This is a genomic window from Roseibium sp. LAB1, from assembly GCF_054658235.1.
The window spans coordinates 432,605-457,992 of record NZ_BAAGIB010000003.1 but is presented as its reverse complement, the minus strand read 5'-3'; the positions used below and the strand labels follow the sequence as shown (position 1 = coordinate 457,992).

The 25,388-nt window shown below is 58.2% G+C and carries 28 protein-coding genes; 17 read left to right on the top strand and 11 right to left on the bottom strand.

What is annotated here, in order from left to right; genetic code table 11:
• Positions 1-198: 198 nt before the first annotated feature.
• Positions 199-1,560, bottom strand: a complete 1,362-nt coding sequence (locus tag ACYQ54_RS20140; protein WP_460085750.1) for an ammonium transporter family protein — start codon at positions 1,558-1,560, stop codon at positions 199-201.
• 20 nt (positions 1,561-1,580) lie between these two features.
• The gene (locus tag ACYQ54_RS20135) at positions 1,581-1,919 is read right to left on the bottom strand and encodes a P-II family nitrogen regulator (protein ID WP_006938248.1); all 339 of its coding nucleotides are present in this window, start codon (positions 1,917-1,919) and stop codon (positions 1,581-1,583) included.
• Between the two features lie 792 nt (positions 1,920-2,711).
• Here ACYQ54_RS20135 and ACYQ54_RS20130 point away from each other — a divergent pair.
• From ACYQ54_RS20130 to ACYQ54_RS20105, 6 genes are all read left to right on the top strand, one after another.
• On the top strand, positions 2,712-3,560 hold the full coding sequence (locus ACYQ54_RS20130) for a hypothetical protein (protein WP_460085749.1): 849 nt from the start codon (positions 2,712-2,714) through the stop codon (positions 3,558-3,560).
• 71 nt (positions 3,561-3,631) lie between these two features.
• Complete coding sequence (locus tag ACYQ54_RS20125) at positions 3,632-4,459, top strand: hypothetical protein (protein ID WP_460085747.1); 828 nt, start codon at positions 3,632-3,634, stop codon at positions 4,457-4,459.
• A 517-nt stretch (positions 4,460-4,976) separates the two neighbouring features.
• Entirely contained in the window at positions 4,977-6,410 is a 1,434-nt protein-coding gene (locus ACYQ54_RS20120; RefSeq protein WP_460085746.1) for a glyceraldehyde-3-phosphate dehydrogenase, read from the top strand.
• A gap of 430 nt (positions 6,411-6,840) precedes the next feature.
• On the top strand, positions 6,841-7,977 hold the full coding sequence (locus tag ACYQ54_RS20115; RefSeq protein WP_460085745.1) for an iron-containing alcohol dehydrogenase: 1,137 nt from the start codon (positions 6,841-6,843) through the stop codon (positions 7,975-7,977).
• Positions 7,978-8,156: 179 nt separating this feature from the next.
• Positions 8,157-8,786 carry an MSMEG_1061 family FMN-dependent PPOX-type flavoprotein gene (locus tag ACYQ54_RS20110; protein WP_460085743.1) on the top strand — a complete coding sequence of 210 codons (630 nt, stop codon included), beginning with the start codon at positions 8,157-8,159 and terminating at the stop codon, positions 8,784-8,786.
• A 182-nt stretch (positions 8,787-8,968) separates the two neighbouring features.
• The gene (locus ACYQ54_RS20105; RefSeq protein WP_460085741.1) at positions 8,969-9,841 is read left to right on the top strand and encodes an ornithine carbamoyltransferase; all 873 of its coding nucleotides are present in this window, start codon (positions 8,969-8,971) and stop codon (positions 9,839-9,841) included.
• Positions 9,842-9,952: 111 nt separating this feature from the next.
• On the opposite strand, the gene ACYQ54_RS20100 is transcribed toward ACYQ54_RS20105, so the two are convergent.
• The gene (locus ACYQ54_RS20100) at positions 9,953-10,882 is read right to left on the bottom strand and encodes a LysR family transcriptional regulator (RefSeq protein WP_460085740.1); all 930 of its coding nucleotides are present in this window, start codon (positions 10,880-10,882) and stop codon (positions 9,953-9,955) included.
• Positions 10,883-11,016: 134 nt separating this feature from the next.
• Between ACYQ54_RS20100 and ACYQ54_RS20095 the strand changes: the two genes are divergently transcribed.
• Together ACYQ54_RS20095 and ACYQ54_RS20090 are read left to right on the top strand one after the other, a co-directional pair.
• Positions 11,017-11,346: a nuclear transport factor 2 family protein gene (locus ACYQ54_RS20095; protein ID WP_460085738.1), complete on the top strand. Its 330-nt coding sequence runs from the start codon at positions 11,017-11,019 to the stop codon at positions 11,344-11,346.
• Positions 11,343-12,125: an SDR family oxidoreductase gene (locus ACYQ54_RS20090; protein ID WP_460085736.1), complete on the top strand. Its 783-nt coding sequence runs from the start codon at positions 11,343-11,345 to the stop codon at positions 12,123-12,125. The genes ACYQ54_RS20095 and ACYQ54_RS20090 overlap by 4 nt, the downstream gene beginning before the upstream one ends.
• Before the next feature lie 18 nt (positions 12,126-12,143).
• Here the strand turns inward: ACYQ54_RS20090 and ACYQ54_RS20085 are convergent, their stop codons facing one another.
• Positions 12,144-12,614, bottom strand: coding sequence for a MarR family winged helix-turn-helix transcriptional regulator (locus tag ACYQ54_RS20085; RefSeq protein ID WP_460085734.1), 471 nt, complete (start codon positions 12,612-12,614; stop codon positions 12,144-12,146).
• 141 nt (positions 12,615-12,755) lie between these two features.
• Here ACYQ54_RS20085 and ACYQ54_RS20080 point away from each other — a divergent pair, with 141 nt between their 5' ends.
• Positions 12,756-13,544: an alpha/beta fold hydrolase gene (locus ACYQ54_RS20080; RefSeq protein ID WP_460085733.1), complete on the top strand. Its 789-nt coding sequence runs from the start codon at positions 12,756-12,758 to the stop codon at positions 13,542-13,544.
• Positions 13,545-13,574: 30 nt separating this feature from the next.
• Positions 13,575-15,194 carry a GMC family oxidoreductase gene (locus ACYQ54_RS20075; protein ID WP_460085732.1) on the top strand — a complete coding sequence of 540 codons (1,620 nt, stop codon included), beginning with the start codon at positions 13,575-13,577 and terminating at the stop codon, positions 15,192-15,194.
• Positions 15,195-15,465: 271 nt separating this feature from the next.
• On the opposite strand, the gene ACYQ54_RS20070 is transcribed toward ACYQ54_RS20075, so the two are convergent.
• Positions 15,466-16,095 carry an FMN-dependent NADH-azoreductase gene (locus tag ACYQ54_RS20070; protein WP_460085730.1) on the bottom strand — a complete coding sequence of 210 codons (630 nt, stop codon included), beginning with the start codon at positions 16,093-16,095 and terminating at the stop codon, positions 15,466-15,468.
• 111 nt (positions 16,096-16,206) lie between these two features.
• On the opposite strand from ACYQ54_RS20070, the gene ACYQ54_RS20065 reads away from it, so the two are divergent.
• The gene (locus ACYQ54_RS20065; protein ID WP_460085728.1) at positions 16,207-17,124 is read left to right on the top strand and encodes a LysR family transcriptional regulator; all 918 of its coding nucleotides are present in this window, start codon (positions 16,207-16,209) and stop codon (positions 17,122-17,124) included.
• 237 nt (positions 17,125-17,361) lie between these two features.
• Here the strand turns inward: ACYQ54_RS20065 and ACYQ54_RS20060 are convergent, their stop codons facing one another.
• Together ACYQ54_RS20060 and ACYQ54_RS20055 are read right to left on the bottom strand one after the other, a co-directional pair.
• The gene (locus tag ACYQ54_RS20060; RefSeq protein ID WP_460085727.1) at positions 17,362-17,913 is read right to left on the bottom strand and encodes a DUF924 family protein; all 552 of its coding nucleotides are present in this window, start codon (positions 17,911-17,913) and stop codon (positions 17,362-17,364) included.
• 56 nt (positions 17,914-17,969) lie between these two features.
• Positions 17,970-18,767: a substrate-binding periplasmic protein gene (locus ACYQ54_RS20055; RefSeq protein WP_460085726.1), complete on the bottom strand. Its 798-nt coding sequence runs from the start codon at positions 18,765-18,767 to the stop codon at positions 17,970-17,972.
• A 292-nt stretch (positions 18,768-19,059) separates the two neighbouring features.
• Between ACYQ54_RS20055 and ACYQ54_RS20050 the strand changes: the two genes are divergently transcribed.
• Positions 19,060-19,308 (top strand): sulfurtransferase TusA family protein, encoded by a 249-nt coding sequence (locus tag ACYQ54_RS20050; RefSeq protein WP_460085724.1) that lies wholly within the window; start codon positions 19,060-19,062, stop codon positions 19,306-19,308.
• A 17-nt stretch (positions 19,309-19,325) separates the two neighbouring features.
• Here ACYQ54_RS20050 and ACYQ54_RS20045 read toward each other — a convergent pair whose 3' ends face one another.
• Positions 19,326-19,625 carry a 4a-hydroxytetrahydrobiopterin dehydratase gene (locus ACYQ54_RS20045; RefSeq protein ID WP_460085722.1) on the bottom strand — a complete coding sequence of 100 codons (300 nt, stop codon included), beginning with the start codon at positions 19,623-19,625 and terminating at the stop codon, positions 19,326-19,328.
• Positions 19,626-19,759: 134 nt separating this feature from the next.
• On the opposite strand from ACYQ54_RS20045, the gene ACYQ54_RS20040 reads away from it, so the two are divergent.
• Positions 19,760-20,218, top strand: a complete 459-nt coding sequence (locus ACYQ54_RS20040; protein ID WP_460085721.1) for a low molecular weight protein-tyrosine-phosphatase — start codon at positions 19,760-19,762, stop codon at positions 20,216-20,218.
• A gap of 120 nt (positions 20,219-20,338) precedes the next feature.
• Positions 20,339-20,599, top strand: coding sequence for a hypothetical protein (locus tag ACYQ54_RS20035; protein ID WP_460085719.1), 261 nt, complete (start codon positions 20,339-20,341; stop codon positions 20,597-20,599).
• Positions 20,600-20,607: 8 nt separating this feature from the next.
• On the opposite strand, the gene ACYQ54_RS20030 is transcribed toward ACYQ54_RS20035, so the two are convergent.
• Positions 20,608-21,468: a phosphatase PAP2 family protein gene (locus ACYQ54_RS20030; RefSeq protein ID WP_460085718.1), complete on the bottom strand. Its 861-nt coding sequence runs from the start codon at positions 21,466-21,468 to the stop codon at positions 20,608-20,610.
• 156 nt (positions 21,469-21,624) lie between these two features.
• Here ACYQ54_RS20030 and ACYQ54_RS20025 point away from each other — a divergent pair, with 156 nt between their 5' ends.
• The 3 genes from ACYQ54_RS20025 to map all read left to right on the top strand — a co-directional run bounded on the left by ACYQ54_RS20025 (position 21,625) and on the right by map (position 23,323).
• The gene (locus tag ACYQ54_RS20025; protein ID WP_460085716.1) at positions 21,625-22,227 is read left to right on the top strand and encodes a DsbA family protein; all 603 of its coding nucleotides are present in this window, start codon (positions 21,625-21,627) and stop codon (positions 22,225-22,227) included.
• 117 nt (positions 22,228-22,344) lie between these two features.
• The gene (locus ACYQ54_RS20020) at positions 22,345-22,551 is read left to right on the top strand and encodes a ParD-like family protein (protein WP_460085715.1); all 207 of its coding nucleotides are present in this window, start codon (positions 22,345-22,347) and stop codon (positions 22,549-22,551) included.
• Position 22,552: 1 nt separating this feature from the next.
• Positions 22,553-23,323: a type I methionyl aminopeptidase gene (gene map / locus ACYQ54_RS20015; RefSeq protein ID WP_460086112.1), complete on the top strand. Its 771-nt coding sequence runs from the start codon at positions 22,553-22,555 to the stop codon at positions 23,321-23,323.
• Between the two features lie 315 nt (positions 23,324-23,638).
• Here map and ACYQ54_RS20010 read toward each other — a convergent pair whose 3' ends face one another.
• Together ACYQ54_RS20010 and ACYQ54_RS20005 are read right to left on the bottom strand one after the other, a co-directional pair.
• Entirely contained in the window at positions 23,639-24,046 is a 408-nt protein-coding gene (locus ACYQ54_RS20010) for a hypothetical protein (RefSeq protein WP_460085713.1), read from the bottom strand.
• A 153-nt stretch (positions 24,047-24,199) separates the two neighbouring features.
• A complete protein-coding gene (locus ACYQ54_RS20005; protein WP_460085711.1) occupies positions 24,200-25,363 on the bottom strand; it encodes a hybrid sensor histidine kinase/response regulator in 1,164 nt (387 codons plus the stop codon).
• Positions 25,364-25,388: the final 25 nt, after the last annotated feature.

Sequence of the window (25,388 nt, the reverse complement as noted above, 5' to 3'; positions counted from 1 at the left end):
AATTTTTAATCGTAAGGCAAAGGGCGCCATGGGATCGGGATTGATTGTCGGATTATTTTCTAATCATTCGATTATTTTTTTGGCAAAATGGAAAGCGAATGGGATTTGATCAAAAAAAGAGCCCGGGGTTTCCCCCGGGCTTCCAAGTTTGCGGTCTGAGCCAATAGACCGCCTGGGAGATTTTTTCGAACGCCAGCCTTACAGGCGTCCGGAGCCGGTTCCGAATTCCGGATAGGCTTCGACACCGATTTCGACCTTGTCGAGACCCAGAGCTTCTTCTTCCTCGGACACCCGGATACCCATGGTGGCCTTGAGGACGAACCAGATCACGGAGCTCACGACCAGGGTGAAGGCACCGATGGAGATGATACCGATCAGCTGGGTGACGTAGGAAGCGTCGGAGTTGGAGAGCGGGACGATCAGCGTGCCCCAGATACCTGCCAGCAGGTGAACCGGGATAGCGCCGACGACGTCGTCGATTTTCAGCTTGTCGAGCATCGGAACCGCGAAGACCACGATCACACCGCCGACACCGCCAACGAAGACGGAGACCCACACGCTCGGCGCCAGCGGCTCTGCCGTGATGGCAACCAGACCTGCCAGGGCGCCGTTCAGAGCCATGGTAACGTCGACCTTCTTGTAGAGGATCTGGGTGAGGATGACCGCGACAACGACACCGGCGGCAGCAGCCATGTTGGTGTTGGCGAAGATGCGGGAGATGTCGGAGACGTCACCGATGGTGCCCATGGCAAGCTGGGAAGCACCGTTGAAGCCGAACCAGCCCAGCCACAGGATGAACGTACCGAGCGTTGCCAGCGGCATGGAGGAACCCGGGAACGGATGAACGGAGCCGTCCGCACCGTATTTGCCCTTCCGGGCACCCAGGATGACAGCACCGGCCAGAGCAGCCCAGCCACCAACGGAGTGAACGAGCGTAGAACCGGCGAAATCGGAGAACTCAGCGCCGCCGATAGCCTTCACGGCTTCGCCGTTGAGCCAGCCGCCGCCCCATTCCCAGGAACCGGTGATCGGGTAGATGATGCCCGTCAGGACAACGGTGAAAGCCAGGAACGGCCACAGCTTGATGCGCTCGGCAAGCGTGCCGGAAACGATCGAGGCGGTGGTCGCACAGAACACCATCTGGAAGAACCAGTCGGAGGCGGTGGAGTAACCGGTGTCGAGTGCGTCGCCGCCGACGGCGTCAAACGCATACGGGCCGAAGGAGCCCATGAAACCGCCGTCAACGCCGGTGTACATCAGGTTGTAACCGGTGATCCAGAACATCAGACCCGCAATGGCGTAAAGCGTGATGTTCTTCAGGCACTGCATCGACACGTTCTTGGAGCGGACGAGACCGGCTTCCAGCATTGCAAAGCCGGCAGCCATCCACATGACGAGGAACCCACCGATGAGGAAAAGCAGCGTGTTGAAGATGTAGGCGACTTCCGGCGAGACCGCCGGCACTTCCGGTGCAGCCGTTGCGTCCTGCGCGAGCACCGGCAGAGCCGTGAGGCTCAGCAGGGCCAGCGACGTCGCGCCCTTAGCGACAAGTTTTTTCATGATACGTTTCCTTACCTAAATCAAAGAGCTTCGGCGTCGGTTTCGCCGGTACGGATGCGCACGACCTGATCGATCGAATGGACGAAGATCTTCCCATCCCCGATCTGGCCGGTCTTGGCGGCGCCGGAAATCACTTCGACGACCTTGTCGACGGAGGCGGCATCCACAGCGACTTCAATCTTCAGCTTCGGCAGGAAGCTGACGGCATATTCGGTGCCGCGATAGATTTCGGTGTGCCCCTTCTGGCGGCCATAGCCTTTCACTTCAGTCACCGTCAGCCCCTGGATGCCGATGCTGGTCAAGGCATCGCGCACTTCGTCGAGCTTGAACGGCTTGATGATGGCCATCACTATTTTCATTGCTCGTTCCATTCCCCTTCTTAGCGCCCCTTCCCGTCGAAGAAGCTCGGCCAACCACCCCGGAAACTGCGCCTGGTTCTGTCCCCCTCTGGAAGGATCTTCTCAGGTCTTCGGCGTCACCACATGCTGTGGCTCCGGGTCGGTGTCGGCCCTTACTAATCAAGGACCGTGCCAACTTGGCTTTTGGGGATAATCTTTCGCGGAATCCTGCGGTTTTGCAGTGCAAAATTCGTCGGAGCCGACTTTGTGGCACAATTGCGATGACGGCTTTTCAGGCAGTTTTTCTGCCTACTTTTTAAACAGGTCACGCCCCGCAGTCTAAAAAATAGGCATAAACGACTCGCAAATGCCCATCGCATAAAAATACGGCAATCAAATCGGAAAATGAGGGAACTGCACGGAATACGGGGAATGCCGGGAATGCAGGACCCGCCAGCACTTTCACGACTGCTTCGAGCCAGAAAGCCGGTCATTCAGCCTTATCTGACAGCCCCCTAGAAAGCTGATGTTCGCCGCAATCACGACAAGTCGCAGAAAGGCTGGCTTTGCAGTCGTTCACAAACTCAAGAGATGACCACCTGCAGGCCAGAATTTTACTTGATGCGCTGCGTATGTTTTTTTCAAATGCCCTAGAGGCACCTCTTGCATTATCGCGAAATTAGATCCACTATTCACAATAATTATTTTCAAAAACAGCCCTGTGATGCGCCAATTCTTGTGAACTGCAAAGCACAAGAAAGATATGCCTGCTGCAAGCATTGATAGCACCATAGTCGATTTGGAACTTGACGTATGCCAATTGTCTTCGCACCTCGTATACCCATGTTCGGCTTCGACGCCTCAGTATCACCCAAGTGGCAAATGGTCCCGAAGGGGTGGCCACGCACACTTGTCGTGCGGGGGGCAGGAGCCCTGATTCCCGAACTGACCCCCAACGACATTGCCAGGATCACCTATCGCCGTGTCGGCGCCGATCATCATCTGACGATCAGGGGACTTAAGGCAGGCAAGGGGTTCATTCGCTTTGTACCCAACGCCGGATTTGCGGGCCCGGTCCCGAACAGCGACATACTCGAAATCTCGGTCAAGACCGAGGTCAAGATCAATACGGCGTTCCACTATGTCAAAGACAACGCCGGCCACAAAACAAACCGCAGCATTGGCGACCTCAACACCCTGATACGGGGCGTCAATCGTCTGCTGGACACCCAGGCCAACGTGCGGATGTACAGAAAGAGCGCACGCACTATAACGGTTCCACAGAACCTGGGAGCCACAGTGCGATTTTCCAGCCACCTGGCGGGCGTGGCAGCCGCTGAACATGAATGGGACGATGTCACGGCCTTCGCCGACGCGGCCGCAGACTTCAACGTGTTCTTTGTATGGGAGTATGAGCAAGATGCGACCCCTGCGATCAACAACACCCGTGCCGGAACTTTGGCGGGCGAAAAGAACTGCCTGATGCAAGACACCATCACTGGCTCAACCCATGCTGAAACCCTGGCGCACGAGACCATTCACCTGCGCGGGATCGGGCCGCACAGCGGCACTGCAACGCACCTGATCGCAAGCGGAGCGGTGCGAACGGGGCAGCTCATTTCGCGCGCTCAGGCCAACATCATCAATCCGTCGGGAACATAATGGCTCGACACCATAACTTGGCCAGATACATCGCTGGGGTGTTTCTGTTCACCTGGCTTGCAGGAAGCACTATGGCAGACGACATGAACCTTGAGGCGGATATCGAAGCCGCGTTGGCTGGTGGTCCCTCGGACGCTCTGGTGGAGGCAGGACCGGCCGCCGTGGCACCCCTGGCCGCTCGTTTGGCTGCGGCAGAGACCGCCGACGAGAAATCGGACCTGGTGGATCTGTTGGCAGCCGTCGGTGGTGCGGAGGCCCTGGCGCCCGTATTACCCTATATCGGCGATCCTGATCCTGATCTGCGCGCTCGCGCCAGCGCCGCGGCGTTGAAATTCGTGTTGGCCAATGGCCCACCTTCGGGCACCATTGCCGAGCAGCTTCGAACATCGGTGACGGCGGCTCTCGAGGCACCAGATGCGGAAGGGGGCGTCTTGCTGCTGGGGGCATTGGCGCCCGGATCAGAGGATGCACTCACCGCTCACCTGTCCGGCACCCGCCTGGTCAAGGCGCAACCGCAGGAGCCCACGGCCCCGGCGGCCGTTGCAGCCCGGCTCGCGCTTTCGGCTTTGGGGAACGATGAGGCGCGAACCGATCTCCTGACTGAAATCCCCCAGGCCGGGCCGGACAGCCTCGTCTTCATGCTCAAGGCCTTGCCCCTGATCGATGCGCCCGAGGTCCTGCATACCCTGGCTGCAACAGCCCTTTCCTCCGACACCCCCGTCGCAGACGGTCTGCCAAGCGGATTGGAACCCGCCCGAGAGGTGGCGGATGTTGCCGTCGAGGCGTTCGTCGCGCGTCTGGACCTTTCGCCCAGCTTCGCGATCACGCCCGGAGCCATCTATACGGCGGAACAACGGGACGAGATCGCCAGGCTCATCGCGGGCTCCATCCCAAATTAGAGCGTATTGTTTCCAACAGGCTCGGCAGATCTCACGAGCGCTCGCCTAAGTGAGCGCAAATCGGGCTTCCGATGCTGTCTGCACAAATAACCGCCCCGCTCCCCAAGTCAGTCGTTCTGCAGCTCTCGAGCTGGTTTTGAAATCTGCCGTAGTTGCAAGTTAATCCAGGATCAAAAGAGTGTGCGAAACGGCCATTTGTTTCGAGTTGACCGAAGGTCTGCTTGAAGCCAAGGACTTACGTCAACAAAACACCCGGCGGCGGCCGCCAATTACCAAGATATGCTCTGCATTTTTGCGATCAAGCCAAGTCTCTCGGCGTCGACTTCCGGTCATCCAAAAGGTTCCCGATGTAACGCGCCCGGCAGCCAGGATGCGACACAAAGCACTTTCTCAAATTTCAATCGATTAGTCTTAAAACTGCTTATGGACATTGCGTTTCCCCAAGAGCTAAACACCCAGCGCAGGCTGAAGACTTGCCACTGAGTGCGCTGAATGGACCATAAGGGAGTTGTTGGGTATGGCGGCTATGGATAATCACTTCGATAACTGGAAGGAACAACAGTCCGCCGCTGAGCAGATGATCCCGCTGGTTGGTCATCTCTACCGTGACTACGGCATCAACATCCGGATTTTCGGCCGGCGTCTTCTGAACAACTCCGCCATCGAGATCCTCAAGGCACACCGCTATGCCCTGCAGATCACCGGTCAGGAACTGGACGTCACCAAGAGCCTCGAAATCGTCAAGGCAATGCTGGAGATGGACCTGGCCGCCTCGCGCGTCGACCTCGGCAAGCTGTGCCACGGCTACATGGAAGAAGGCGGTGACGTTAAGAGCTTTCTCGAGAAACAGCTTGCCAGCATCAACACCGGCAAGACCTCCATCCTGCAGGAACCGCAGGACGTCGTTCTCTATGGCTTCGGGCGCATTGGACGTCTCCTTGCCCGCATGCTGATCGAACGCGTCGGTGCCGGCAACAAGATGCGCCTGCGCGCGATTGTCGTGCGCGGCGGCAAGGCCGGCGATCTGAAGAAACGTTCCAGCCTGCTGCGACGGGACTCCGTCCACGGCGCTTTCAGCGGATCCATCACCGTTGACGAAGAGCAGAATGCGATCATCGCCAACGGCAACTACATCCAGGTGATCTACGCCAACTCTCCTGCCGAGGTCGATTACACCAAATACGGCATCCGCAATGCGCTGGTGGTCGACAACACGGGCATCTGGCGCGACGAGGATGGTCTTGGCCAGCACCTGAAATGTCCGGGCGCAGCGAAGGTGATCCTGACCGCGCCGGGCAAGGGCAGCATCAAGAATATCGTCTATGGCGTGAACCATGGTGACATCTCGGCGAACGACAGGATCCTGAGCGCGGCCTCCTGCACCACCAACGCCATCACGCCGGTGCTGAAGGTGATCAACGACGAGTTCGGGATCGAAAACGGCCACGTGGAAACCATCCACGCCTTCACCAACGACCAGAACCTGATCGACAACTACCACAGCGGGGATCGCCGTGGCCGGTCCGCTCCTCTGAACATGGTGCTGACGAGCACGGGCGCGGCCAGCGCCGTCGCAAAGTGCCTGCCGGAAATGAAGGGCAAGCTGACCGGCAACGCGGTGCGGGTGCCGATCCCCAATGTCTCCATGGCCATCCTCAACCTGAACCTCAAGCGCGAGACGACGGCTGCGGAAATGAACAACTACCTGCGGGGGGTTTCCGTACAATCACCGATGCAGGACCAGATCGATTATACCTCTTCGACCGAGCTGGTTTCATCCGATCTGGTCGGTTCCACTCATGCCGGTGTGGTGGACAGCCAGGCTACGATCGTCGACGGCGACCGCCTCGTTCTTTACGTCTGGTACGATAACGAGGCGGGTTATAGCACCCAGGTCATCCGGCTGATGCAAGAAGTCGCCGGCATGAAATACCCGTCTGTCCCTGCGTGATACTGGCTTCAACGGACTGAATGGGGGCTAAGCCTTGTCTTAGCCCCTACCTGTGCCCTTCACCGATCGAATGTCGGTGGGAAGCTCACGCCTGATCGATGATCAGGAGAGGATGACCGGCACCTGGTTCGATCATCACGACAAGCGCTTGAAGACAACCGGACCGGACGCCAATCCAGATTGATATGTGAGCGCAGCTGTACGACCAACTCCTGGCATCTGTTTCGGCTTTTGCACGCAAAACCTGCCTGTCCTTGCGATGGCTTTGCGGCAAGCGTCAATTTCCTGCTCAATATACCCAATTTGAAAGAGAGTGGATTTACAGGTCACATTTAGAGTTTATCTTGCGGCGAACCAAAGACAGTCGCCCAAATGGTCTGCCTTCACCCCGGATCAGTTTCCATTTGGACATATCGATAAAGGGAGCGACATGCCTCTGATCAATTACGTAACCCGTGTCCAGTTTGGTTTTGGCGAACTTGCCACGTTGAAAGAAGAGCTGGCGCTCGCCGGAATTTCGCGCCCGCTCGTCGTGACAGACAAGGGTGTTCGTAATCTCGGGTATCTCGACAGGATTGAAGCCGTCCTCGGCGAGGCGCCGGCAGGCGTTTACGACGAGACCCCCGGCAACCCGAACGAGGCGGCCGTTCGTGTCGCGACGGATCTGTTCAAAGAGGTCGAAGCCGACGGGATTATCGCCATTGGCGGCGGATCAGCCATCGACCTTGCAAAGGCAGTTGCCATCCTCGCCGCACATGGCGGCACCCTGAAGACCTATGCGGTCATCGAGGGCGGCCTTCAAAAAATCACGGCCAAGACCTGGCCGACCATCGCCATTCCAACAACATCGGGCACCGGTAGCGAGGTTGGACGCGGGGCGATCGTCATACTGGATGATGGCCGGAAAGTCGGATTACTGTCTCCCTTCCTCGTCCCGAAAGCCGCCATTGTCGATCCCGAATTGACCATGACGCTGCCACCCGTTTTGACTGCAGCCACCGGAATGGACGCTATCTCCCACTGCATCGAGACGTATCTTGCCCCGTCCTTCAATCCGCCGGCAGACGGCATCGCACTTGAAGGACTGCGCCGCGCCTGGGCGAATATCCGCAAGGCGACAGAAACACCGGATGACAAGGACGCCCGCGCCAACATGGCAATTGCCGCAACCATGGGCGCGATGGCCTTTCAAAAAGGCCTGGGCTGTGTGCACAGCCTCAGTCATGCGCTCGGCGGCCTCAATCCGAAGCTGCACCACGGCACCTTGAACGCGGTGTTCATGCCTGCGGTTCTGGATTTCAACAAGGCAGCCCCGACGTCAGTCAGCGAAGACAAATATGCCCGGATGGCCAACGCCATGGGTCTGGCTTCCGGAACGGATGTCGGAGCGGCCATCAAGGAGATGACTGCTGCCATCGGGTTACCAGTCAGCCTGTCGGAGCTGGGTGTTCCGCAAGATCTCTTCGACCGCATCATTGCGGGTGCATTGGCCGACCACAGCCACAAGACCAACCCCATTGACGCAACCGCCGACGACTATCACGGGATGCTGCAGGCCTCTTACTGACAGCCGATGAATCGGCCATCGCAGCTGCAATTCGCGCTTCTCAATCGCGGACACTGCGACAGGAGGTTTGCGAGGTCAGAACTGCGGGCACAACTGATGTTGAAAGACACAGCCAAGCGTCCACTTTGCTGACCATACCGGGTGATATAGGCTCCCCGTAAGAAGGGAGAAGAATTGCCATGCTTGAAGTCGAGGAACAAATCCAATCAGTTGAACGCTTGCGGGAGTTGCTCCCAACGCAGGGCTTTGTAAACACCTTCCTCAAGGTGAGTGATCGGCTCAATGATGTCGCTCGCAAGTTCATTGAGCACTGCCCTTTCGTTATCGTCGCCACCAAGTCTTCAGAAGGGTTGATTGACGTCTCGCCCAAGGGAGATCCTTCGGGTTTTATCGAAGTCTATGACGACAAGACCCTGATAATACCTGATCGGCTAGGCAACCACCGGGTCGACGGGTTTCACAACCTGCTTGAAGACCCCAATATAGCGCTGTTGTTCATTGTCCCCGGACATGGGGACACCCTGCGCGTTGCAGGCAAGGCCCGTATCGTGAGGGATGCAAGCATCAGCAAGCGGCATGCAGTTAATGGTAAGGAACCTCTGTTGGTGCTGGTGATCGACGTGGAAGAGGCGTTCATGCATTGCTCAAAAGCCATGATCAGGTCGCGCCTCTGGCACCCGGACCGTTGGCCAGCACGCAAATCCGCCCCGACGCTCGCGGAATGGATCGTCGCGACGGTCCACCGAGAACAAACGCTTGATGAGGTTCAAGACGACCATAGTGCGGACGAAACCAGTCGGCTTTACTGACCTTTTGAGCCGCCCCTCATTCAAGCGGAGCCATGGAGCTTTTATGGGCTCCGGTTGGACCTCGACCGCATGAAATAAAATTGCCGCTTTGCCACCGGAGCTTAGGGAATTGCGCGACTGGCTAGTTGCACTTAAGCATCGACAAACGCTCGTGCTGGTGGATGTATCGGAGACAATGGAACTTGAAAACACCTGATCTTCTATCGCTCGCAGATATCGATGCCCAATTGTTTGAAGAGCTGGCCACCAGAGCTTGTCAGCTTCAGGCACATTGGGAAGTTCGAACGATGCCTCAGGCTTTGCTGGGTCGGCGCGTCGGAATGATCGAGGAGTTGCCCGGCTGGCGGAATCCGACGGCGCTTGCTATTGGTGTGGCGGCGATGGGTGGCACCTGTGTTTCCGTCTCAGCGAGATTGGAAGGGGCAGAAGCGGTCGAGGATATCGCCGGATACATGGACAACTGGTTTGACCTGATGGCCGTGCGCACGCCGCGGCTATCCAAGCTGAAGTCCTTTGCCGATGCGCTTAAGGCCCCGGCGATGAACCTGCGGACCAACGACAACCATCCTTGCGAAGTGCTCGGAGACCTCTCCTATGTCCTGTCCGTCCGCGGGTCGTGGAAGGGATTGCGCGTCGCCATGGTTGGGCCCGCCGGCAACATTGCTTCGTCATGGTTCGAGGCGGCACATGTGCTGGGCATCGAAGTGCTCCAGATCACTCCTGAAGGGTTCGAGGCGACTGAACAGGCACGGGGTTCATGTGGTACGACCGACGACATTCGCGCAATTGAAGACGCGGATCTGATCATAACCGACTGCTGGCCCTCTGACCTGAATACGGCAGGAGTGGACGCCTTCCGGAAATGCCGCATCGAGGCCGCCAGTTTGAATCGCTGCAGGGAGGACGTTCTTTTTGTGCCATGTCCTCCGGTAACGCGTGGCCAGGAATTGTCGGACGATGCCATGCGGCACCCAGCCTGCGTCGCGACACCGGCAAAAGCGTTTCTGCTTCATGCGCAAAACGCTTACATCGAAGCTGCAATCGGTAATTCATAATCCGTCGAAACCGGACGTTCGTGGATCGCGCAGCATCTGACATTAGCTGAGAACCGTCGCGATCAATTGCATTCGGCGGCATTCCAACTTCCATTCATATCCGTTTCAGGATCAACGGTTGTCGCTAGGCAATATACGGCGCGTCGCGGCCCGACCGTGATCTCTTGCCATATCGACGAATGCCCGGAATGCAGCAGATGGATTTTTGCGCCCCGGGTAATAGAGGCTGAGCGGTGTTGTCGGTGGGGTCCAGTCCTGCAGGACACGGGTGAGCCTGCCGGCGGCGATGTCGTCGCATACGTCGGCCTCCATGAAGAAGCCAATCCCGATTCCGTCGAGAACGGCAATTCGTGCAAGCGAAGCCTCATCAAGTGTAATCGGCCCCTCCGCGTCGATCAGAAGGGCGTTGCCATCCTTCTCGAAATGCCAGCGATAAAGCGCACCGTTCGGCAGCCGGACACGAATGCATTGGTGTGTCAGAAGATCTGGTGGCACGCTCGGACTCCCATGCTTTTCGAGATAGGCGGGAGTGGCAACCACGGCAAAGCTGCGAGGCGCACCCAGCGGGACAGCGATCATGTCGCTCGGCACCAGGTCGGCGGTTCGGATGCCCAGATCGAACCCTTCGGCGACGATGTCGACGATCCGGCCTTCGGTGACGAGATCGATGTGAACCTGGGGATAGCGCTGCAGGAACGCCAGAACGAGCGGCGCAAACACTTCCCGGGCAGCTGTTGCGAAAGCATTGATGCGCAAAGTCCCGGATGGTGTGTCCTGTTGCGATCGCACGGCTGCCATTGCGTCCTGGATATCCCGCAGTGCAGGCGACACCTGTTCGACGAAGGTTCGACCGGCATCCGTCAACGAGACACTTCGCGTTGTGCGATTGAACAGGCGAACGCCGAGTTGCCGTTCTATCTTGCCAATCAGGTTGCTGAGCGCCGTCGTCGACAGCCCGAGTTCGAGCGCCGCTGCGCGGAAAGACCCTCGATTGGCGATGGCCAGGACCGCTTCAAGTTCTCCCAGGATCTGTCGTGACATTGTCCCGTTTTTCGTAATGTTACATCCAGCTTTATCCCAATTATCGAGATTAACGTCCAGACATATATTTCGACCATCGACGCCGGAACACCCCACTGATCCGGCTGGACCATCACCAGAAACGGAGATGTGAGATGGACATCCGGTTACCAGGACCGATTGCTGCCTATTTCGAGGCTGACGGAAACAGGAATGCCGACGCCGTCGCTGAGTGTTTCAGCGAAGACGCGGTCGTCATGGACGAGCAAAACGTGAATTCGGGACGCACGGCGATCCGACAGTGGAAGGCGGACGCGTCAAGCAAGTACTCCTACACGGTCGAGCCTTTCGCAATCGAAATGGAAGGAGACCGCACGGTGGTGACGGGCCACGTTGTCGGAAACTTCCCCGGCAGCCCGGTCGACCTGCGGTATTATTTCCGCCTGAAGGGAGAGAAGATTGCTGAACTGGAGATCCTGCCATGACCCAGTTCCTCAGTCTTGAAGGCAAACGGGCGCTTGTAACGTCCGGAACACGAGGCGCCGGAGCCGCGACAGTCAGGCTATTCCGGGAACTCGGGGCCGAGGTGCTGACAAGCGCGCGCACCAGGCCGGACACGCTTGAAGATGGCGTTCAGTTCGTCGCGGCAGACCTGACCACGACCGAAGGCTGCGATGCCCTTGTTGCCGCCGTCCGGGAACGGCTCGGAGGCGTGGACATCATTGTTCATATGCTCGGCGGTTCCTCTGCTCCAGGTGGCGGGTATGTCGCCCTGACGGACGCCGAGTGGCATAACGAGCTCTATCTCAATCTCTTTCCTGCCGTACGCCTGGACCGGAAACTGGTTCCGGACATGGTTGAACGGGGAAGTGGTGTCGTCATCCACGTTTCATCGATCCAGAGGGAGCTGCCGCTGCCTGAATCCACGACCGCCTATGCGGCGGCGAAGGCAGCGCTGTCCACCTATAGCAAGGCCCTGTCTAAAGAAGTCTCGCCAAGGGGTGTGCGTGTGCTGCGTGTATCGCCCGGGTGGATTGAGACGGAAGCGTCGGTGCGCCTTGCCGACCGTCTCGCCAAACAGGCCGGCACCGATTACGAGGGCGGCAAGAAGATGATTATGGATGCGCTTGGCGGAATCCCGATCGGTCGCCCGACAAAACCGGAAGAAGTCGCGAACCTGATTGCGTTCGTGGCGTCCGACCGCGCGGCCACGATCACCGGCACCGAATACGTCATTGACGGGGGCACCATACCGACAACCTAGACATGTCGAACGCGCGGATCAGGCGGGTGTGCCCCATCTGCCGATCTGAGAATAGATCGTGTCGCGAAGATTCCGGATGTTCTTGTTGAGATTTGCGAGGTCTTCGGGGCTTTGCATCGACGCCGTCAGCAGAGCCTCGCCAAGGCATCCTGCCTTGGACTGAAGCGCACGGCCCTTGGCGGTCAAAGCCACGACAACCTGTCGCTCGTTGTCTGGATTTCGGGTTCTTTGCAGCAGTCCCGCCGTTTCAAGTCGCTTCAGAAGCGGTGTGAGAGTGCTCGATTCCAATGCCAGGGTCTCGGCGATTGCCCCGACAGTCTTCCGGTCATCACGCCATAGAACGTTGAGCACGAGATACTGCGGATAGGTCACCCCGAGCTCGTCGAGAAGGGGCTTGTAGACGCGCTGAATGGCAATCCCGGCAGAATAGATCGCGTAGCAGAGTTGGTCGTCCAAGGGCGGTGGACTGTTCTTTCGGTCATTCGTCATGCGCTGCTCCTTTGCCCCCGGTATATCAAACCACATCGCGAGAAACAATATCGCGATAACATTTCTCTTGACCTGAAACCTCGACCACTATAATCACTATTATCGCGATAACTGTTATCGCTATTTGTTTGGAGAAAAGCCATGAAGACCAAGACGAAAATGTTTGTTCTGGCGGCTGCCGCCGCTGCCGTCATCGGAATGAAGTCCGCGAACGCGTCAGACACCATTCCGGCGGATCAGACCGTCAGGAATGTTGTGCTTGTTCACGGCGCTTTTGCGGATGGCTCCGGCTGGCGCGGCGTCTATGACGAACTGACAACGCGTGGATACCGGGTCACCATCGTCCAGAACCCGCTGACATCTCTGGAAGACGACGTTGCGGCCACCAAACGCGCATTGGACCGGCAGGACGGCCCGGCAATTCTTGTCGGGCATTCCTGGGGCGGCACTGTCATTACCGAAGCCGGGGTCGATCAGAAAGTGGCCGGGCTGGTCTATGTCTCGGCGCTTTCACCGGATGCCGGCGAAACGACAGCTCAACAATATGAAGGATTTCCAGCGGCTTCCGAGTTCGTCATCGACACTTCGGAAGACGATTTCGCCTATGTCGACCGGGAAAATTTCAAAACCAGCTTTGCCCATGACGTCAGCGATGCGGACGCCGCCTTCATGCGGGATTCTCAAGTTCCCCTCAATTTGGCAGCGTTTGGCACGAAGCTGAAGAATGCTGCGTGGCGCTCCAAGCCGAGTTGGGCGGTGATTGCAACCGAAGACAAGGCATTCGACCAGGCCATGCTGATCCACATGGCGGAACGTATCGGCGCAAAGATCACCAAGGTTCCTGCCAGCCACGCTCTCTTCATGACCCAGCCGAAAGTCGTCGCCGACACGATCGACGAGGCCGCGCAAACGGTCTCGAGCCAGCCCTAATCAACACAAGCATCGATAAAGGTCGATCACATGGACAAGACCATGCAGCTCGAAAAGACAAACACCGAATTCGATTTCATCGTATGCGGTGCAGGTTCCAGCGGGTCGGTTGTCGCAGCCAGATTGGCCGAAGACGGCACTGCCAGGGTTCTGCTCCTTGAAGCTGGTGGCGATGATCTCGCCGAAAGTGTCATGGAGCCGGCTCAATGGCCGTTGAACCTTGGCAGTGACCGTGACTGGGGCTTCGTTGGCGAGCCAACACCGGAACTCGCCGGTCGTCGGCTTCCCCTGAGCATGGGCAAGGGGCTTGGTGGTGGTTCAAGCATCAATGTCATGGTGTGGGCCCGGGGCCACAGGGAAGACTGGAACCATTTCGCCGCAGAATCCGGAGACGAGGCCTGGGGTTACCAGTCCGCGCTCGGATATTACCGCCGGATTGAAGACTGGCGCGGAACACCGGATCCTCTGCGAAGGGGATCCGGTGGCCCTGTCCACGTCGCGCAACCTGACAGTCCCAAGCCGGTTGCCCGGGCTCTCCTCGACGCTGCAGAGCTGATAGGTATTCCCGTCTTCGACACGCCCAACGGCGAGATGATGGAAAGTGCCGGCGGCGCATCAATCGCAGAATTGAGAATCCGCAATGGCAAGCGGGAGTCGGTTTTCCGGTCCTACACCCACAAGATATTGACCCAGCCAAACCTGACTGTGCTCACCAATGCATTGGTCACCCGGCTTCTTTTCGAGGGAAAGAAGGTGATCGGCGTCGAAGCTTTGGTCGATGGCGAGCATCGACAGTTCCGTGCGCAATATGAAACGGTGTTGTCACTGGGCGCTGTTCACACGCCCAAGGTTCTGATGCAGTCCGGTATCGGGCCCGAGGACGAACTGCGGGTTCACGGGATCCCAATTGTCCAGCATCTTCCCGGCGTTGGCCGCAATCACCAGGATCACATCGCGTTTGGGTGCACCTGGGCCTACCGCAAACCTGAGGAGGTCGGCGGTGGTGGCTGTGAAGCGACCCTCTACTGGAGGAGCAATTCCGGCCTTCAGCAACCGGACCTTCTTCAGTGCCAGCTTGAGTTTGCCGTGCCCAGCCCTGTTGAAACGGACCTGGAGACGCCTGAGCACGGCTGGACGATGTTTGCCGGGCTCGCACAGCCGAAAAGCCGGGGACGGCTGCGTCTATCCGGGCCGGATGCCCGCGACCCTATGCTCATCGAACCCAACTCCCTGAGTGAGCCGGAAGATCTGATGGCAGCATTGGCGGCAGTGGAGCTATGCCGTGAGGCGGGAAACAGTGCAGCATTCACGCCACTGGTCAAAACCGAGACGGCACCGCAGTCCCGAAACAGGTCAGGCATGATCGACTTCATCCGGAAATCCGCTGTCACCTACTGGCATCAATCCTGCACGGCCAAGATGGGGCGGGACAGCATGTCGGTGGTTGATAATCAGCTCAAGGTGTATGGCATCGAGGGACTTCGGCTCGCCGACGCCTCGATCATGCCGCGCATCACGACCGGCAATACGATGGCACCATGTGTTGTCATCGGAGAGCGGGCCGCGGATATGATCCGGCTCCAGCACGGGTTGTCTGGTGCACCGAACTCCGATCATTACACGTCCAGGGGACATTTATCCTCTGATTGAGACGTGGTCTGGACGCGGCGGCTCCCTCCGCCGCGTCCACCCTGATTGATCACTCGGCCAGACTGAGCCGATATTCATCTCTGGCACGTCATAAAGGGACAGATTTTCCTAACGCGGATGCAGAAATCCGAACAGGAGAGAACAAGCCTGGACTTCAGGCGTGCGCTCCTTACAGGAACCCCGCCCCCTGACGTAGGCAGGGGAGCGGGGACGACGTTGTTGAAACTTGCCTGTTTCGCCATCGCAACCGACGAAATCCGCTGCACGGATGTTAGGCGGCCGCCAGCTGCAATTCGTCAACCACCTCATTGGCCACCTTCTTGGCTGCGGCAATGGCCTCTTCCTGGAAAGAGGCACCGAAGGCAAGTTTCTCCGCCCGAATGAAGGTGACGTCCGTGATGCCGATGAAGCCAAGCAGGGTGCGCAGATGAGGTTCCTGGGCATCCATGAGCTGCGCAGGTCCTTCACTGTATAGCCCCCCTCGCGTCAGCACCACGATGGCGCGTTTGCCCTTCAGGAGCCCTTCCGGACCTGTGTCGCTATAGGAAAAGGTTATTCCGGCGCGCAGCACGTAGTCGAACCAGGCTTTCAGCGTGGATGGAATGCCGAAGTTGTACATCGGCGCACCAATGAGCAGCAGGTCGGTCGCTTTCAACTCGGCAATGAGTTCGTCGGAAAGGGCCTGCGCATTCGCCTGCACTTCGTTTTCAGCTTCGGGAACCCGCAAGGCGATCGTTGAATCCTGCGTCAGATGCGGTACGGGATTGCTTCCAAGATCACGGGCAATGACCTTGCTTTTGCCGTCCTTGAGACGCAACTGATTTACGATGTGGGTGGTAAGCTGGTTGGATACGGAGGCATCGCCCAGAACACTGCTTGTCAGTACGAGAACTTTAGACATTGATTGTACGTCCTGCTTTTCATGAAAGAAATTCAGTCGTCAACCTGGTTCCCGGACACTCTTTCCGGAACCGTCATTTTCCGCACCAGATTGTTGCTCTGAGAGGAACGCATGATTGAGCTGGATGACATGAGATGTTTTGTCGAAGTCGTAGAGTGCGGCAGCCTGAGCGCCGCTTCAACGCGGCTTAATATTTCGAAATCCGTCGTCAGCCGGAAGGTTACCCGGATCGAAGATCTGCTCGGTACGCGTTTACTTGATCGCACCACTCGCGGCATCGCGCCTACCGAGGCAGGTCTGGAATTCAAGTCAAGAAGCGAGCGGATCCTGTCCGAATATGAGGATACGCTGGAGGCTATCTCCGAACATTCCAACGAAATCCTCGGAGAGTTGCGACTGTCTGTGCCGCTCGCATTCGGGACAAGAAATCTGGGACCGGTTCTTGGGTCTTTGGCATGTCGTCATCCCAGGTTGAAGGTAGATGTATCGTTTTCCGACCGGGTTGTTGATCTGATGGGAGAGCGCTTCGACGCCGTGATTCGGATTGGAGTGCTGCGTGATTCCAGCATGATTGCCCGCAAGATTGCACCCATGAGTTCAATTGTCGTTGCCAGCCCGGACTATCTGGAACGAAACGGAAAACCGACGTCGCCGGCAGAACTCACCCGACATGAATGCTTGCTTTACACGGCAGCGCTATCTCAGGATTGGGTTTTTCAATCCGGAAATACGAACCATTCCGTTCGACCAACTGGACGTCTGCGCACTGATAATGGGGAAATGATCGTTGCCTGGGCGGTTTCTGGACTGGGCATAGCCCACGCGCCTTTGTTTCTTGTCAAGGAAGGTATTGAGCGCGGTGACCTTGTTCCGTTGCTGCTCGACTACCCGACGCCACAATTCGGACTTTACGTACTTCGTCCCCCGGGCGCGAACACCCCCAGGAAAGTCAGAGTACTCATCGATGCTCTCATTGAGAATGTCTCCGGGAAACTCAATTGGGCAGGCTGGACTTGTTCGCGAGATTAAAGGAATAACGAACAATGTCCGTCACGGGACGGAAGCTGCCAACGACCGAAAACACATAAAACGCGAACTGCTGCTGCTGGCGTTCACGGGCCGATTTCAGAGGTAGTCAGACGCAAGGTCAGTACTTAGTCCGCAGCGCTCAGCTGCGGACAATCCCCTCCAGGCTCCTTGCCGGTCATTCCTCTAGAACGTGAGACCTGGCCAAAACACCGGCGTATCTGCCCTCGGCTATTTCCCTCAGGCTGAAAACCCGCCGTTTTCCAGATAGGCGATCTCTTCCGGTGTCGATTGCCGGCCGAGAACGGCATTGCGGTGCGGGAAACGGCCGAAGCGACGGATGACGTCGAGGTGGATCAGCGCGTAGTGGTACAGTTCCTTGTCGCCCAGAACCCGACAGAGATCGACTGATCTTTCCTGGTGTGCCATGTCTTCGGAATGTTCAAACGGCAGATAGAAGAAGCCTCGCGCCTCCTTGGGAAACGCCCTGTCGAAGCCGCGTTCAAGCGCCTTTTCGGCAATCTGAACGGCCTTGGGGTCGGCCCGGAACGCCCTGGGGCTGCCGCGGAAGACGTTGCGCGGGAACTGGTCGAGCAGGATCAAAAGGGCAAGCGCGCCATCGGCTGTGTCGGCCCAGGCGTCAAGTTTGCCTTCGGCGGCATCCTCGATGGCCGCCAGGAACCTGTTCCGGCACAACTTGTCGAACTTGTCGTCCTTTGCGAACCATTTCGCCGGGCCGGCCTGCCACCAGAAATCGAGAACATCAAGTGAAGTGATCGGCTGATCTGTCATGCGGGCAACTTCCGGTCGTGAGCGGGTGGAACGGGTGCGATCCGTTCCTGCCAGCTTCACTTGCCCGCTGTCAACGCACCACAGGCCAGTGTCTGCCAGTTGACCTGATGTTCCCGTGTCTGGGCTTCCAGAAAGCCGCTGTCCTTCAGGGCGGTCATTTCGTCTTTGAACGCTTCGACCAGCGCAGGATCCGTTCCCTTGCTGAACACGGCCCAGAGCGGGTTGGCGAGCGCTTCGACAAAGACAACCGGCTGCAGGAGACGGCCGTCATAGCCCTGCTTGCAGGCGCTGGCCTGCGCCAGGAACCCGGTGAGCGGCAGAACATCGATCCGCCCCAGGTAGAGCATTTCGATCCCCTGGTGAAAATCGGTGATCGGCACCAGGTTTCCGGTGTCCTCGAAACCGAGCTGTTTCAGATGGGTCAGAAGATTGGAGCCGTCCTGTACACCGATCCGCAGGGTCAGATCGCGCAGGTCCTCAACCGTGTCGGCTTCGATCCTGGGCCTTGTCGAGAGCTGATAGAAATTCTGCCCATAGGGCGAGACCTCACCCAGCCAGAGAAATTTGTCTTCCCGCTCAGGCGTTCGAGACAGCGAGAAGAACAGGACATTCGGCATGGTTTCGGCAAGCAGCATTGCCCGCTTCCAGGGCAGGAATTCATAGGCACCGATTTCCAGCGGGATCGACTGACCGACGCGTCTGGCAACTTCAAGCATGTAGGCGGAGACATACCCGTCCGGCTTGCCGGCGTTGTCCCATTGCAGCGGTGCGAAACTCTGGGTGACGATATGGATTTCAGCAGTGTCGGCTTTGGCCGGACCGGCAAGAAACAGCAGGCTCGCGGCCGCAAGCATAACGGCGTTCCGAAGTCCCGCTCTCATTCCTGCACCATGCATTCGTCCTGCAAATTCCAGGCAGCTGCCTCGCGCCACCGCGCTTTGCCGGCAAATCCCGGGTACTCTTTTGCGGCAATCGCCGTTTCAGAACCGGACCGGCTACGGCTGCAGCCCCGCCTGGTGCAGTTTCTGTTCGCGTGCCCTGTTGTTCGTCGCAAATCAGGCTAGTTTTGAGTTCCTAATCTTGTATGAATGCCGACAGAAGGGAAGCACTTTCGGCCCGACACGGGCAGCCGCTTTCAGGGAGATTTTGTTGACGACCGAAACGACACTCGATCTGAAGGGCCTCAAATGCCCCCTGCCCGTGCTCAAGACCCGCAAGGCCCTCACCCGGCTTGCCAGCGGCGAGCAACTGACGGTGCTCACCACCGACCCGATGGCGGAAATCGACATTCCGCATTTCTGCAACGAACAAGGCCATACGCTGCTGGAAGCCGAGCGCGTGGAGGGTGGTCACCGCTTCGTGCTGACCAAGGGCGGGCAGGTCAACCGAGATTGAATGACCGGCCTGAAGGATCAGAGCATCTTGCCGGCAATTTTTTCGATTTCCGCCGCAAGCTGCAGGTCCAGCTTGCTGAGCCCGCCGACGTCATGGGTCGACAGCGTGATGTCGACGCTGCGGTAGACGTTGAACCATTCCGGATGGTGGTTCATCTTTTCCGCCACCAGCGCAATCTGTGTCATGAAGGCAAAGGCTTCGCGGAAATTGTGAAACTTGAAGGACTTCGATATCGCCTCCCGGTCTTCGCACATGTGCCAGTCCGGCAAATCGTTCAATCCGGCAGCGCGGTCTTCCGGCTTCAGTCGTTCAACCATCTGATCCTCCTTTTTTCCGTGGCACCAGGCCCTGAGAGTGGACCAGGCACTTGCGGTGCACCTAATCCAGTTCTGTGTCAGCCCGATGGCGGGCTGCCTGCGTCCACCTGCCCCCTGTTGGAAGGATAACCTGCTTGACCCACGCCGTCCTCTTCGTTTGCCTTGGCAACATCTGCCGGTCGCCGCTTGCAGAAGGTGTCTTTCGGGACATCGTGCGAGAAGCAGGCCTGGGCGAGCGGTTCGAGATCGATTCCGCGGGAACCGGTGCCTGGCACATAGGCAACCCGCCGGACCCGCGCTCCATCGAGATTGCGGCGCGGCACCACATCGACATCGCCGCCCAACGGGCACGGCAGGTGCATGCGGAGGATTTCCGCCGCTTTGACACCATTGTCGCCATGGACAGCGACAATCTCGCCGCTCTCAAACGCAAAGGCGGGGCAGGAAGCGCCCGGCTGCGGCTTCTTCTGGACAAACCGCCTCAGGACGTTCCCGATCCCTACTACGGCGGCGCGGACGGCTTCGAACAGGTGTACCGGCTGGTGCGGACGGGGGGTGTAGGTCTCCTGAAGGAACTGACGTCCGGCGCGTGATACTGCCCCGAAACTCGCAGGAATGCCTGACTGATCAGGGATTGCCAGGCACGGGTTCATAAATCCGTCTCAGACACTGATGTATTGGTGTCCGACCTGTACGACTTCCTTGGCACAAACATGAAAATTCTGTGGTGGTCTCTTGCGGCTGCGCTGATCCTTGCAGGACTGGCAACCGTCTGGCTGCCGATCCCGACAGGCGTTCCCCTGCTTGCGCTCGGCATGATCGTCATTGTCGGCACGAACCGGAGTGCGGCGCGCATGCTGCGCAGCCGAAGACGCAAGACGCCGCCACTCAACGACGCCATCACCTGGGTGGAGGACCGCTCGCCTCTGCGCTTCGCCCGCATCCTGAAACGCACGAGGCCGCGCAAGAAATAGACACTGTCTCAGCGTTCGGAGAAAACGCGGCCAACCCCGCGCAACACCCGCCGGCTGCGCACCGCCAGCCTTTGCATCACGCGTTGCAGGCGCCTCCCTTTCACCGTGAACCATTCATCAAGCTGGCGATCGCTCACCAGCGGTGGCGTCCTGCGAAAAAGCAGGTAGTGGATCGCCAGGATCAACAGCAGCGTTACCCCCCAGGACAGCAGTGTGTCCGACAGGAAGTGGCCACCGAAGGCAACCCGGTTGGCCGACAGGATCAGGCCGAGCGGGATCAGAAAGGCAAGGGTAAGCTTGCGCCAGGTCGCGGGCACCAGCAAGGCAACCCCCGCCACCAGCCACATGGCGGCAGACCCTTCGCCGGACACAAAAGAACAGTTGCTGTCGCAATAGTTCGAGATTTTCCAGACCGGCTGGTAAGGCAGGTCTCCGCCAAAGATCTCGACATTGCGCGGCCGCGGGCGGCCCCAGTTGTCTTTCAGGATCAGATTGACCAGCACCCCCGGTCCAAGGATCAGCGTCGACAGCAGGAACACCGGCTGACGCAGCGGCATCAGTGGAGGGCGGCCCGGTACCAGCAGTTTGATAAGCAAAACCGCCACGCATACGATGGCGATCACCCGGACAAGAAACGGTCCCAGGTGCCGGACATCGCGCAAAAACGCGACGTTCTCGGCCTTGAAACCCTCATCACCGAAATGAAAAATCCCGCTCGCCCAGAGATCGACGCCGGGAAAGGCCAGAAAGAACAGCGACACAAGGCAGATATAGAGCCCCACGCATACCATCGAATGGTTAATGCACCAGATGGATAGTTTGCTCAGTCCGGTCTTGGGATTATGCTGCTGAGGGTGGGTTTGCGTCATGGCTGCTCTTTAACGCATCCGATTGCCCGATCCAATCCCTTCCTGAAACCGGCCGGTTCAGATTTTGCGGAGTTGCGGAATGTGAATAACAGTCAGCCGCCTGCGGCCCCTACCGGCACGAATATAGTGTCATTGCGGCAGGACCGGAAACCGGTGGTGGAATTCTGGTACGAGTTTGCGTCCACCTACAGCTATCTCTCAGCCATGCGGATCGAAACGCTGGCAATCGACTACGGTGTCGCGATCGCCTGGCGCCCGTTTCTGCTGGGACCCATCTTCAAGAAACTGGGCTGGCCAACCTCCCCGTTCAACCTTTATCCCGCCAAGGGCCACTACATGTGGCGCGACATGGAACGGCTCTGCGAACGCTACGGCCTGCCACTCACCATGCCTTCGCCCTTTCCCCAGGATTCCCTGCTGGCCGCCCGCATTGCGCATGCTGGCCAGAACCAGCCCTGGATCGGAGCCTTTACCCGGGCCGTCTATGTTGCCGAATTCGGACAAGGGCTGAACATTGCCGACGAAAGCCTGATGGCCGAGCTGCTTCTTGAAATCGGCGCACCGGCCAGGCAGGCTCTTGAAACCGCCAACAGCCGGGAATCCAAGATAAGCCTGCGTGCCGACGTCACCGAAGCCGAGAAACTCGGCATCTTTGGGGCGCCGAGTTTCGTCGTCCCGGGTGGCGACCTCTTCTGGGGAGACGACCGGCTGGAACAGGCCCTCGAGGCGGCAGTAAATCCGGTGACAACAGACCTTTAGGTCCAGCCTTGTTTCAACTCTGCAGCGCTCCGGAAAACCGCACTTGCAGGATCCCGACTTGATAGGTATATACGAAACATATACGTTTCATATATTCACTCCTCTCGGGAGGCAGTCATGGGCATCGTTAAGATCGACGAGGGTCTGCACGAGGAAATCCGCCGGGCCAGCACCGTCATGTGTCGCTCCATCAATGCACAGGCCGAATTCTGGATGAAGATCGGAATGCTGGCGGAAGCCAATCCGACCCTGTCCTTCAACGACATCGTCAAGATGCAACTTGAGGCTGCCCAGGTTCCCGCAGCAGATGCCGCGGTCGCCTGAGATGGTCAAGACCCCGGAAGAGCTGGACCTCATGCGCAAGTCCGGCAGGTTGCTGGCCTCCGTATTCGAGATGCTCGACGGCCTGAGCCTTGCAGGCCTGTCGACCCTCGCCGTCAACGACACGGTGGAACGCTTCATCACCGAGGATCTTGCCGCCCGGCCTGCCAGCAAGGGCCAATACGGCTTTGAATATGTCCTGAACTGCTCGATCAACCAGGTCGTCTGCCATGGCATTCCGGATCCGAACGAGATCATTCGGGACGGCGACATCATCAATCTGGACATCACGCTGGAAAAGGACGGGTTCATTGCCGACTCCAGCAAGACCTACGTGGTCGGAAACGCCAGCGCGGCGGCAAGACGGCTGGTGCGGGTTGCCCAGAAGGCGATGTGGAAAGGCATTGAGCAGGTGAAGCCCGGGGCCTATCTGGGCGATATCGGCTACGCGATCGAAAAGCACGCCAAGAAGAACGGCTACTCGGTGGTCCGCGACTTTTGCGGTCACGGCATCGGCCGCGAAATGCACGAGGAACCCAACGTCCTGAATTTCGGACGGCGCGGGACCGGCATGAGACTGCGCGAAGGCATGGTCTTCACCGTCGAGCCGATGATCAACCAGGGCACCAGCAGGGTTTCGACCAAAGAGGACGGCTGGAAGGTGGTGACCAGAGACGGCAAACTGTCCGCCCAGTTCGAACACACGGTTGCGGTCACCGCCGATGGCGTCGAGGTCCTGACCCTGCGCCCCGGCGAAACAGCCCTGACAGGCTAGGTGTTCAGACTCACAACCAATAGAAATTGGTAGCCGCGACGCAGAGCACTGAGAGAAAGTTTTCTGCGTTCCGGCCGTAGCGCCTGGTCATTCTGCGGAAGTCCTTCAGCCTGCCGATCATCAACACGCGCCTTGCCGCGCGTATCAGTCGGAAAAATCGGCAGTAACTTCGAAAACAGCTCATCGCCGCGCCAGAAAAACCACAAGACATTGTCAAGCTTCTGTTCAGGAGCTTGAATTAAACCTCAACTGATTTGCGTAGATATTTTGTGGGTCCGAAGCTTAGCAACCAGTTTACCAAGAAGTGCATCCCGCTCATCCTTCGCTACTCCACTGCCGAGCATCACTCATGTCATTCTTGGTCCATTCAACGTAAAAAGCAGAATATCTATAAACATCAGACTTTGGAGATATCGCGAGACGCCAGACTTCTACAAAAATGTCTCGATCAAAATCGCCTGAAATGTTTTGGGCGTGATAGTTCTTATGAAAATTTTCAGATAAAAAATGAGACAAAGCTTCTGGAGTTGCATCCGGTCGTTTTTCCAGAAATTTCTTCTCACCAAAGTCAAATGTAGCCTCAAATGGCATCTCTTTTCCTTCGAAGATTACTAGAAAATGACTTTTTCGTTCCTGAGAAGGCTCGTCGCGGATCCATTCCACCGTCAGGCCACTCTGCACGTGAAACGCACGCTTGCGATCCATGTCGACTTCAACAGTCATTCAGAAATTCCTTTTCGAAGAAGCCTCGACGCAAACCAAGTATCCACCTCCAAGTAAATCTTTGGCAATTTTCCAAAGCGAACACTCGCAAGGCATCAGATTGTCAACGCGAATGGACAACCTCACTGGAAAGCACACCTAGGGTGTAAGCTCCTAACCTTCACTGCGTCCGCTGGCCTGTTTCATCGCCTCGAAAAGAGCAGCAGGCGACAACGGTTTTGTCAGGACTTCCCGAAACCCTGCATCCCGCAGGCGCTTGTCGCCAACGGATTCCAATGCAGCGGTAACTGCGATCAACGGCAATTCCGGACGAATGGAACCGAGAGCCTCGGCCGTTTCGACACCACTCATGCCGGGCATGTGCAAATCGAGCAGCGCGGCATCGAAGGCCTCCTTCTGAACAAGACCGACGGCCTGTTCGCCGGACCTGGCAACCTCGGAGGAAATGCCAAAGGATTCCAGCAGCGCGGCCAGAAGACGGCAATTGGTCTCGTTGTCGTCGACAATCAGCACATGCGCCGACAGAGGCCCGGCAGCAGATGCATTGGCCGACAAACCCGACGCCCCACTGTGCGGGGCGTCGGCCTGCGACAAGCCGTCCTCGTCGGAACCGAGCGGAATTTCCACGTTGAAACGGCTGCCACCAGCCTCCGAACGCTCCAGCGTCAATCGGCCGTTCATGTCCCGGACGAATTGTGCCGTTCCCCAGAGACCCAGACCTGTTCCAGGCGCGGTTTCGCGGCCGTGACGCCCCCGCACGAAGGGCCGGAACAGCCGCGCACCTTCTTCCGGCTCGATGCCCGGTCCGCTGTCAGCAACGGAAATCAGGATTGCCGGCGGATGCTGCTGGCCAGGCACTTCGTCTGACAAACCACCGGTTGCCCGGACCTCGACCGTCACTCCACCTTCGGCCGTGTATTTGACCGCATTGTCCAGGAGTGTCGTGATCACCCGGCGCAGCGTCCCGCCGCTCGGGGTGACTGCTGTGCGGGCCGCATCATCGATCGCCAGGGACAAGGTCAGATTCTTGGCTTCGGCCGCCACCTGAAACAGATCGGCGATTTCGGTCACGATATCGACGATCCGGACGGGTCTTGCTTCTGCCCGCGCGCCCGGTTCTGCGGCGGTGACCAGTTCACCCGTCATCTGCGCAAGTGCGTCGATGGAGCGGATCAGGATCGACAATTGTTCCTTCTGGGTCCCGTTCAGCTCACCGGTACCGATCAGCTCCGCCGTCAGGCGCATGGCGGCAAGCGGCGTTCTGAGATCGTGGGCCAGAAGCGCAAGTTTGACGCTGTCCTCGTCATGATTTGCCATGCGGCCGGAGATCCTTCGCCTGAAT

Bases quoted from the DNA above. Each gene is read 5' to 3' on its own strand.
- ACYQ54_RS20070 (WP_460085730.1), bottom strand. From the start codon at position 16,095: ATGTCTAAAGTTCTCGTACTGACAAGCAGTGTTCTGGGCGATGCCTCC.
- ACYQ54_RS20125 (WP_460085747.1), top strand. From the start codon at position 3,632: ATGGCAGACGACATGAACCTTGAGGCGGATATCGAAGCCGCGTTGGCT.
- ACYQ54_RS20085 (WP_460085734.1), bottom strand. From the start codon at position 12,614: ATGACGAATGACCGAAAGAACAGTCCACCGCCCTTGGACGACCAACTC.
- ACYQ54_RS20100 (WP_460085740.1), bottom strand. From the start codon at position 10,882: ATGTCACGACAGATCCTGGGAGAACTTGAAGCGGTCCTGGCCATCGCC.
- ACYQ54_RS20035 (WP_460085719.1), top strand. From the start codon at position 20,339: ATGAAAATTCTGTGGTGGTCTCTTGCGGCTGCGCTGATCCTTGCAGGA.
- ACYQ54_RS20095 (WP_460085738.1), top strand. From the start codon at position 11,017: ATGGACATCCGGTTACCAGGACCGATTGCTGCCTATTTCGAGGCTGAC.
- ACYQ54_RS20090 (WP_460085736.1), top strand. From the start codon at position 11,343: ATGACCCAGTTCCTCAGTCTTGAAGGCAAACGGGCGCTTGTAACGTCC.
- ACYQ54_RS20120 (WP_460085746.1), top strand. From the start codon at position 4,977: ATGGCGGCTATGGATAATCACTTCGATAACTGGAAGGAACAACAGTCC.
- map (WP_460086112.1), top strand. From the start codon at position 22,553: ATGGTCAAGACCCCGGAAGAGCTGGACCTCATGCGCAAGTCCGGCAGG.
- ACYQ54_RS20020 (WP_460085715.1), top strand. From the start codon at position 22,345: ATGGGCATCGTTAAGATCGACGAGGGTCTGCACGAGGAAATCCGCCGG.
- ACYQ54_RS20005 (WP_460085711.1), bottom strand. From the start codon at position 25,363: ATGGCAAATCATGACGAGGACAGCGTCAAACTTGCGCTTCTGGCCCAC.
- ACYQ54_RS20130 (WP_460085749.1), top strand. From the start codon at position 2,712: ATGCCAATTGTCTTCGCACCTCGTATACCCATGTTCGGCTTCGACGCC.
- ACYQ54_RS20060 (WP_460085727.1), bottom strand. From the start codon at position 17,913: ATGACAGATCAGCCGATCACTTCACTTGATGTTCTCGATTTCTGGTGG.
- ACYQ54_RS20065 (WP_460085728.1), top strand. From the start codon at position 16,207: ATGATTGAGCTGGATGACATGAGATGTTTTGTCGAAGTCGTAGAGTGC.
- ACYQ54_RS20055 (WP_460085726.1), bottom strand. From the start codon at position 18,767: ATGCTTGCGGCCGCGAGCCTGCTGTTTCTTGCCGGTCCGGCCAAAGCC.
- ACYQ54_RS20010 (WP_460085713.1), bottom strand. From the start codon at position 24,046: ATGACTGTTGAAGTCGACATGGATCGCAAGCGTGCGTTTCACGTGCAG.
- ACYQ54_RS20045 (WP_460085722.1), bottom strand. From the start codon at position 19,625: ATGGTTGAACGACTGAAGCCGGAAGACCGCGCTGCCGGATTGAACGAT.
- ACYQ54_RS20075 (WP_460085732.1), top strand. From the start codon at position 13,575: ATGGACAAGACCATGCAGCTCGAAAAGACAAACACCGAATTCGATTTC.
- ACYQ54_RS20110 (WP_460085743.1), top strand. From the start codon at position 8,157: ATGCTTGAAGTCGAGGAACAAATCCAATCAGTTGAACGCTTGCGGGAG.
- ACYQ54_RS20135 (WP_006938248.1), bottom strand. From the start codon at position 1,919: ATGAAAATAGTGATGGCCATCATCAAGCCGTTCAAGCTCGACGAAGTG.
- ACYQ54_RS20140 (WP_460085750.1), bottom strand. From the start codon at position 1,560: ATGAAAAAACTTGTCGCTAAGGGCGCGACGTCGCTGGCCCTGCTGAGC.
- ACYQ54_RS20030 (WP_460085718.1), bottom strand. From the start codon at position 21,468: ATGACGCAAACCCACCCTCAGCAGCATAATCCCAAGACCGGACTGAGC.
- ACYQ54_RS20115 (WP_460085745.1), top strand. From the start codon at position 6,841: ATGCCTCTGATCAATTACGTAACCCGTGTCCAGTTTGGTTTTGGCGAA.
- ACYQ54_RS20080 (WP_460085733.1), top strand. From the start codon at position 12,756: ATGAAGACCAAGACGAAAATGTTTGTTCTGGCGGCTGCCGCCGCTGCC.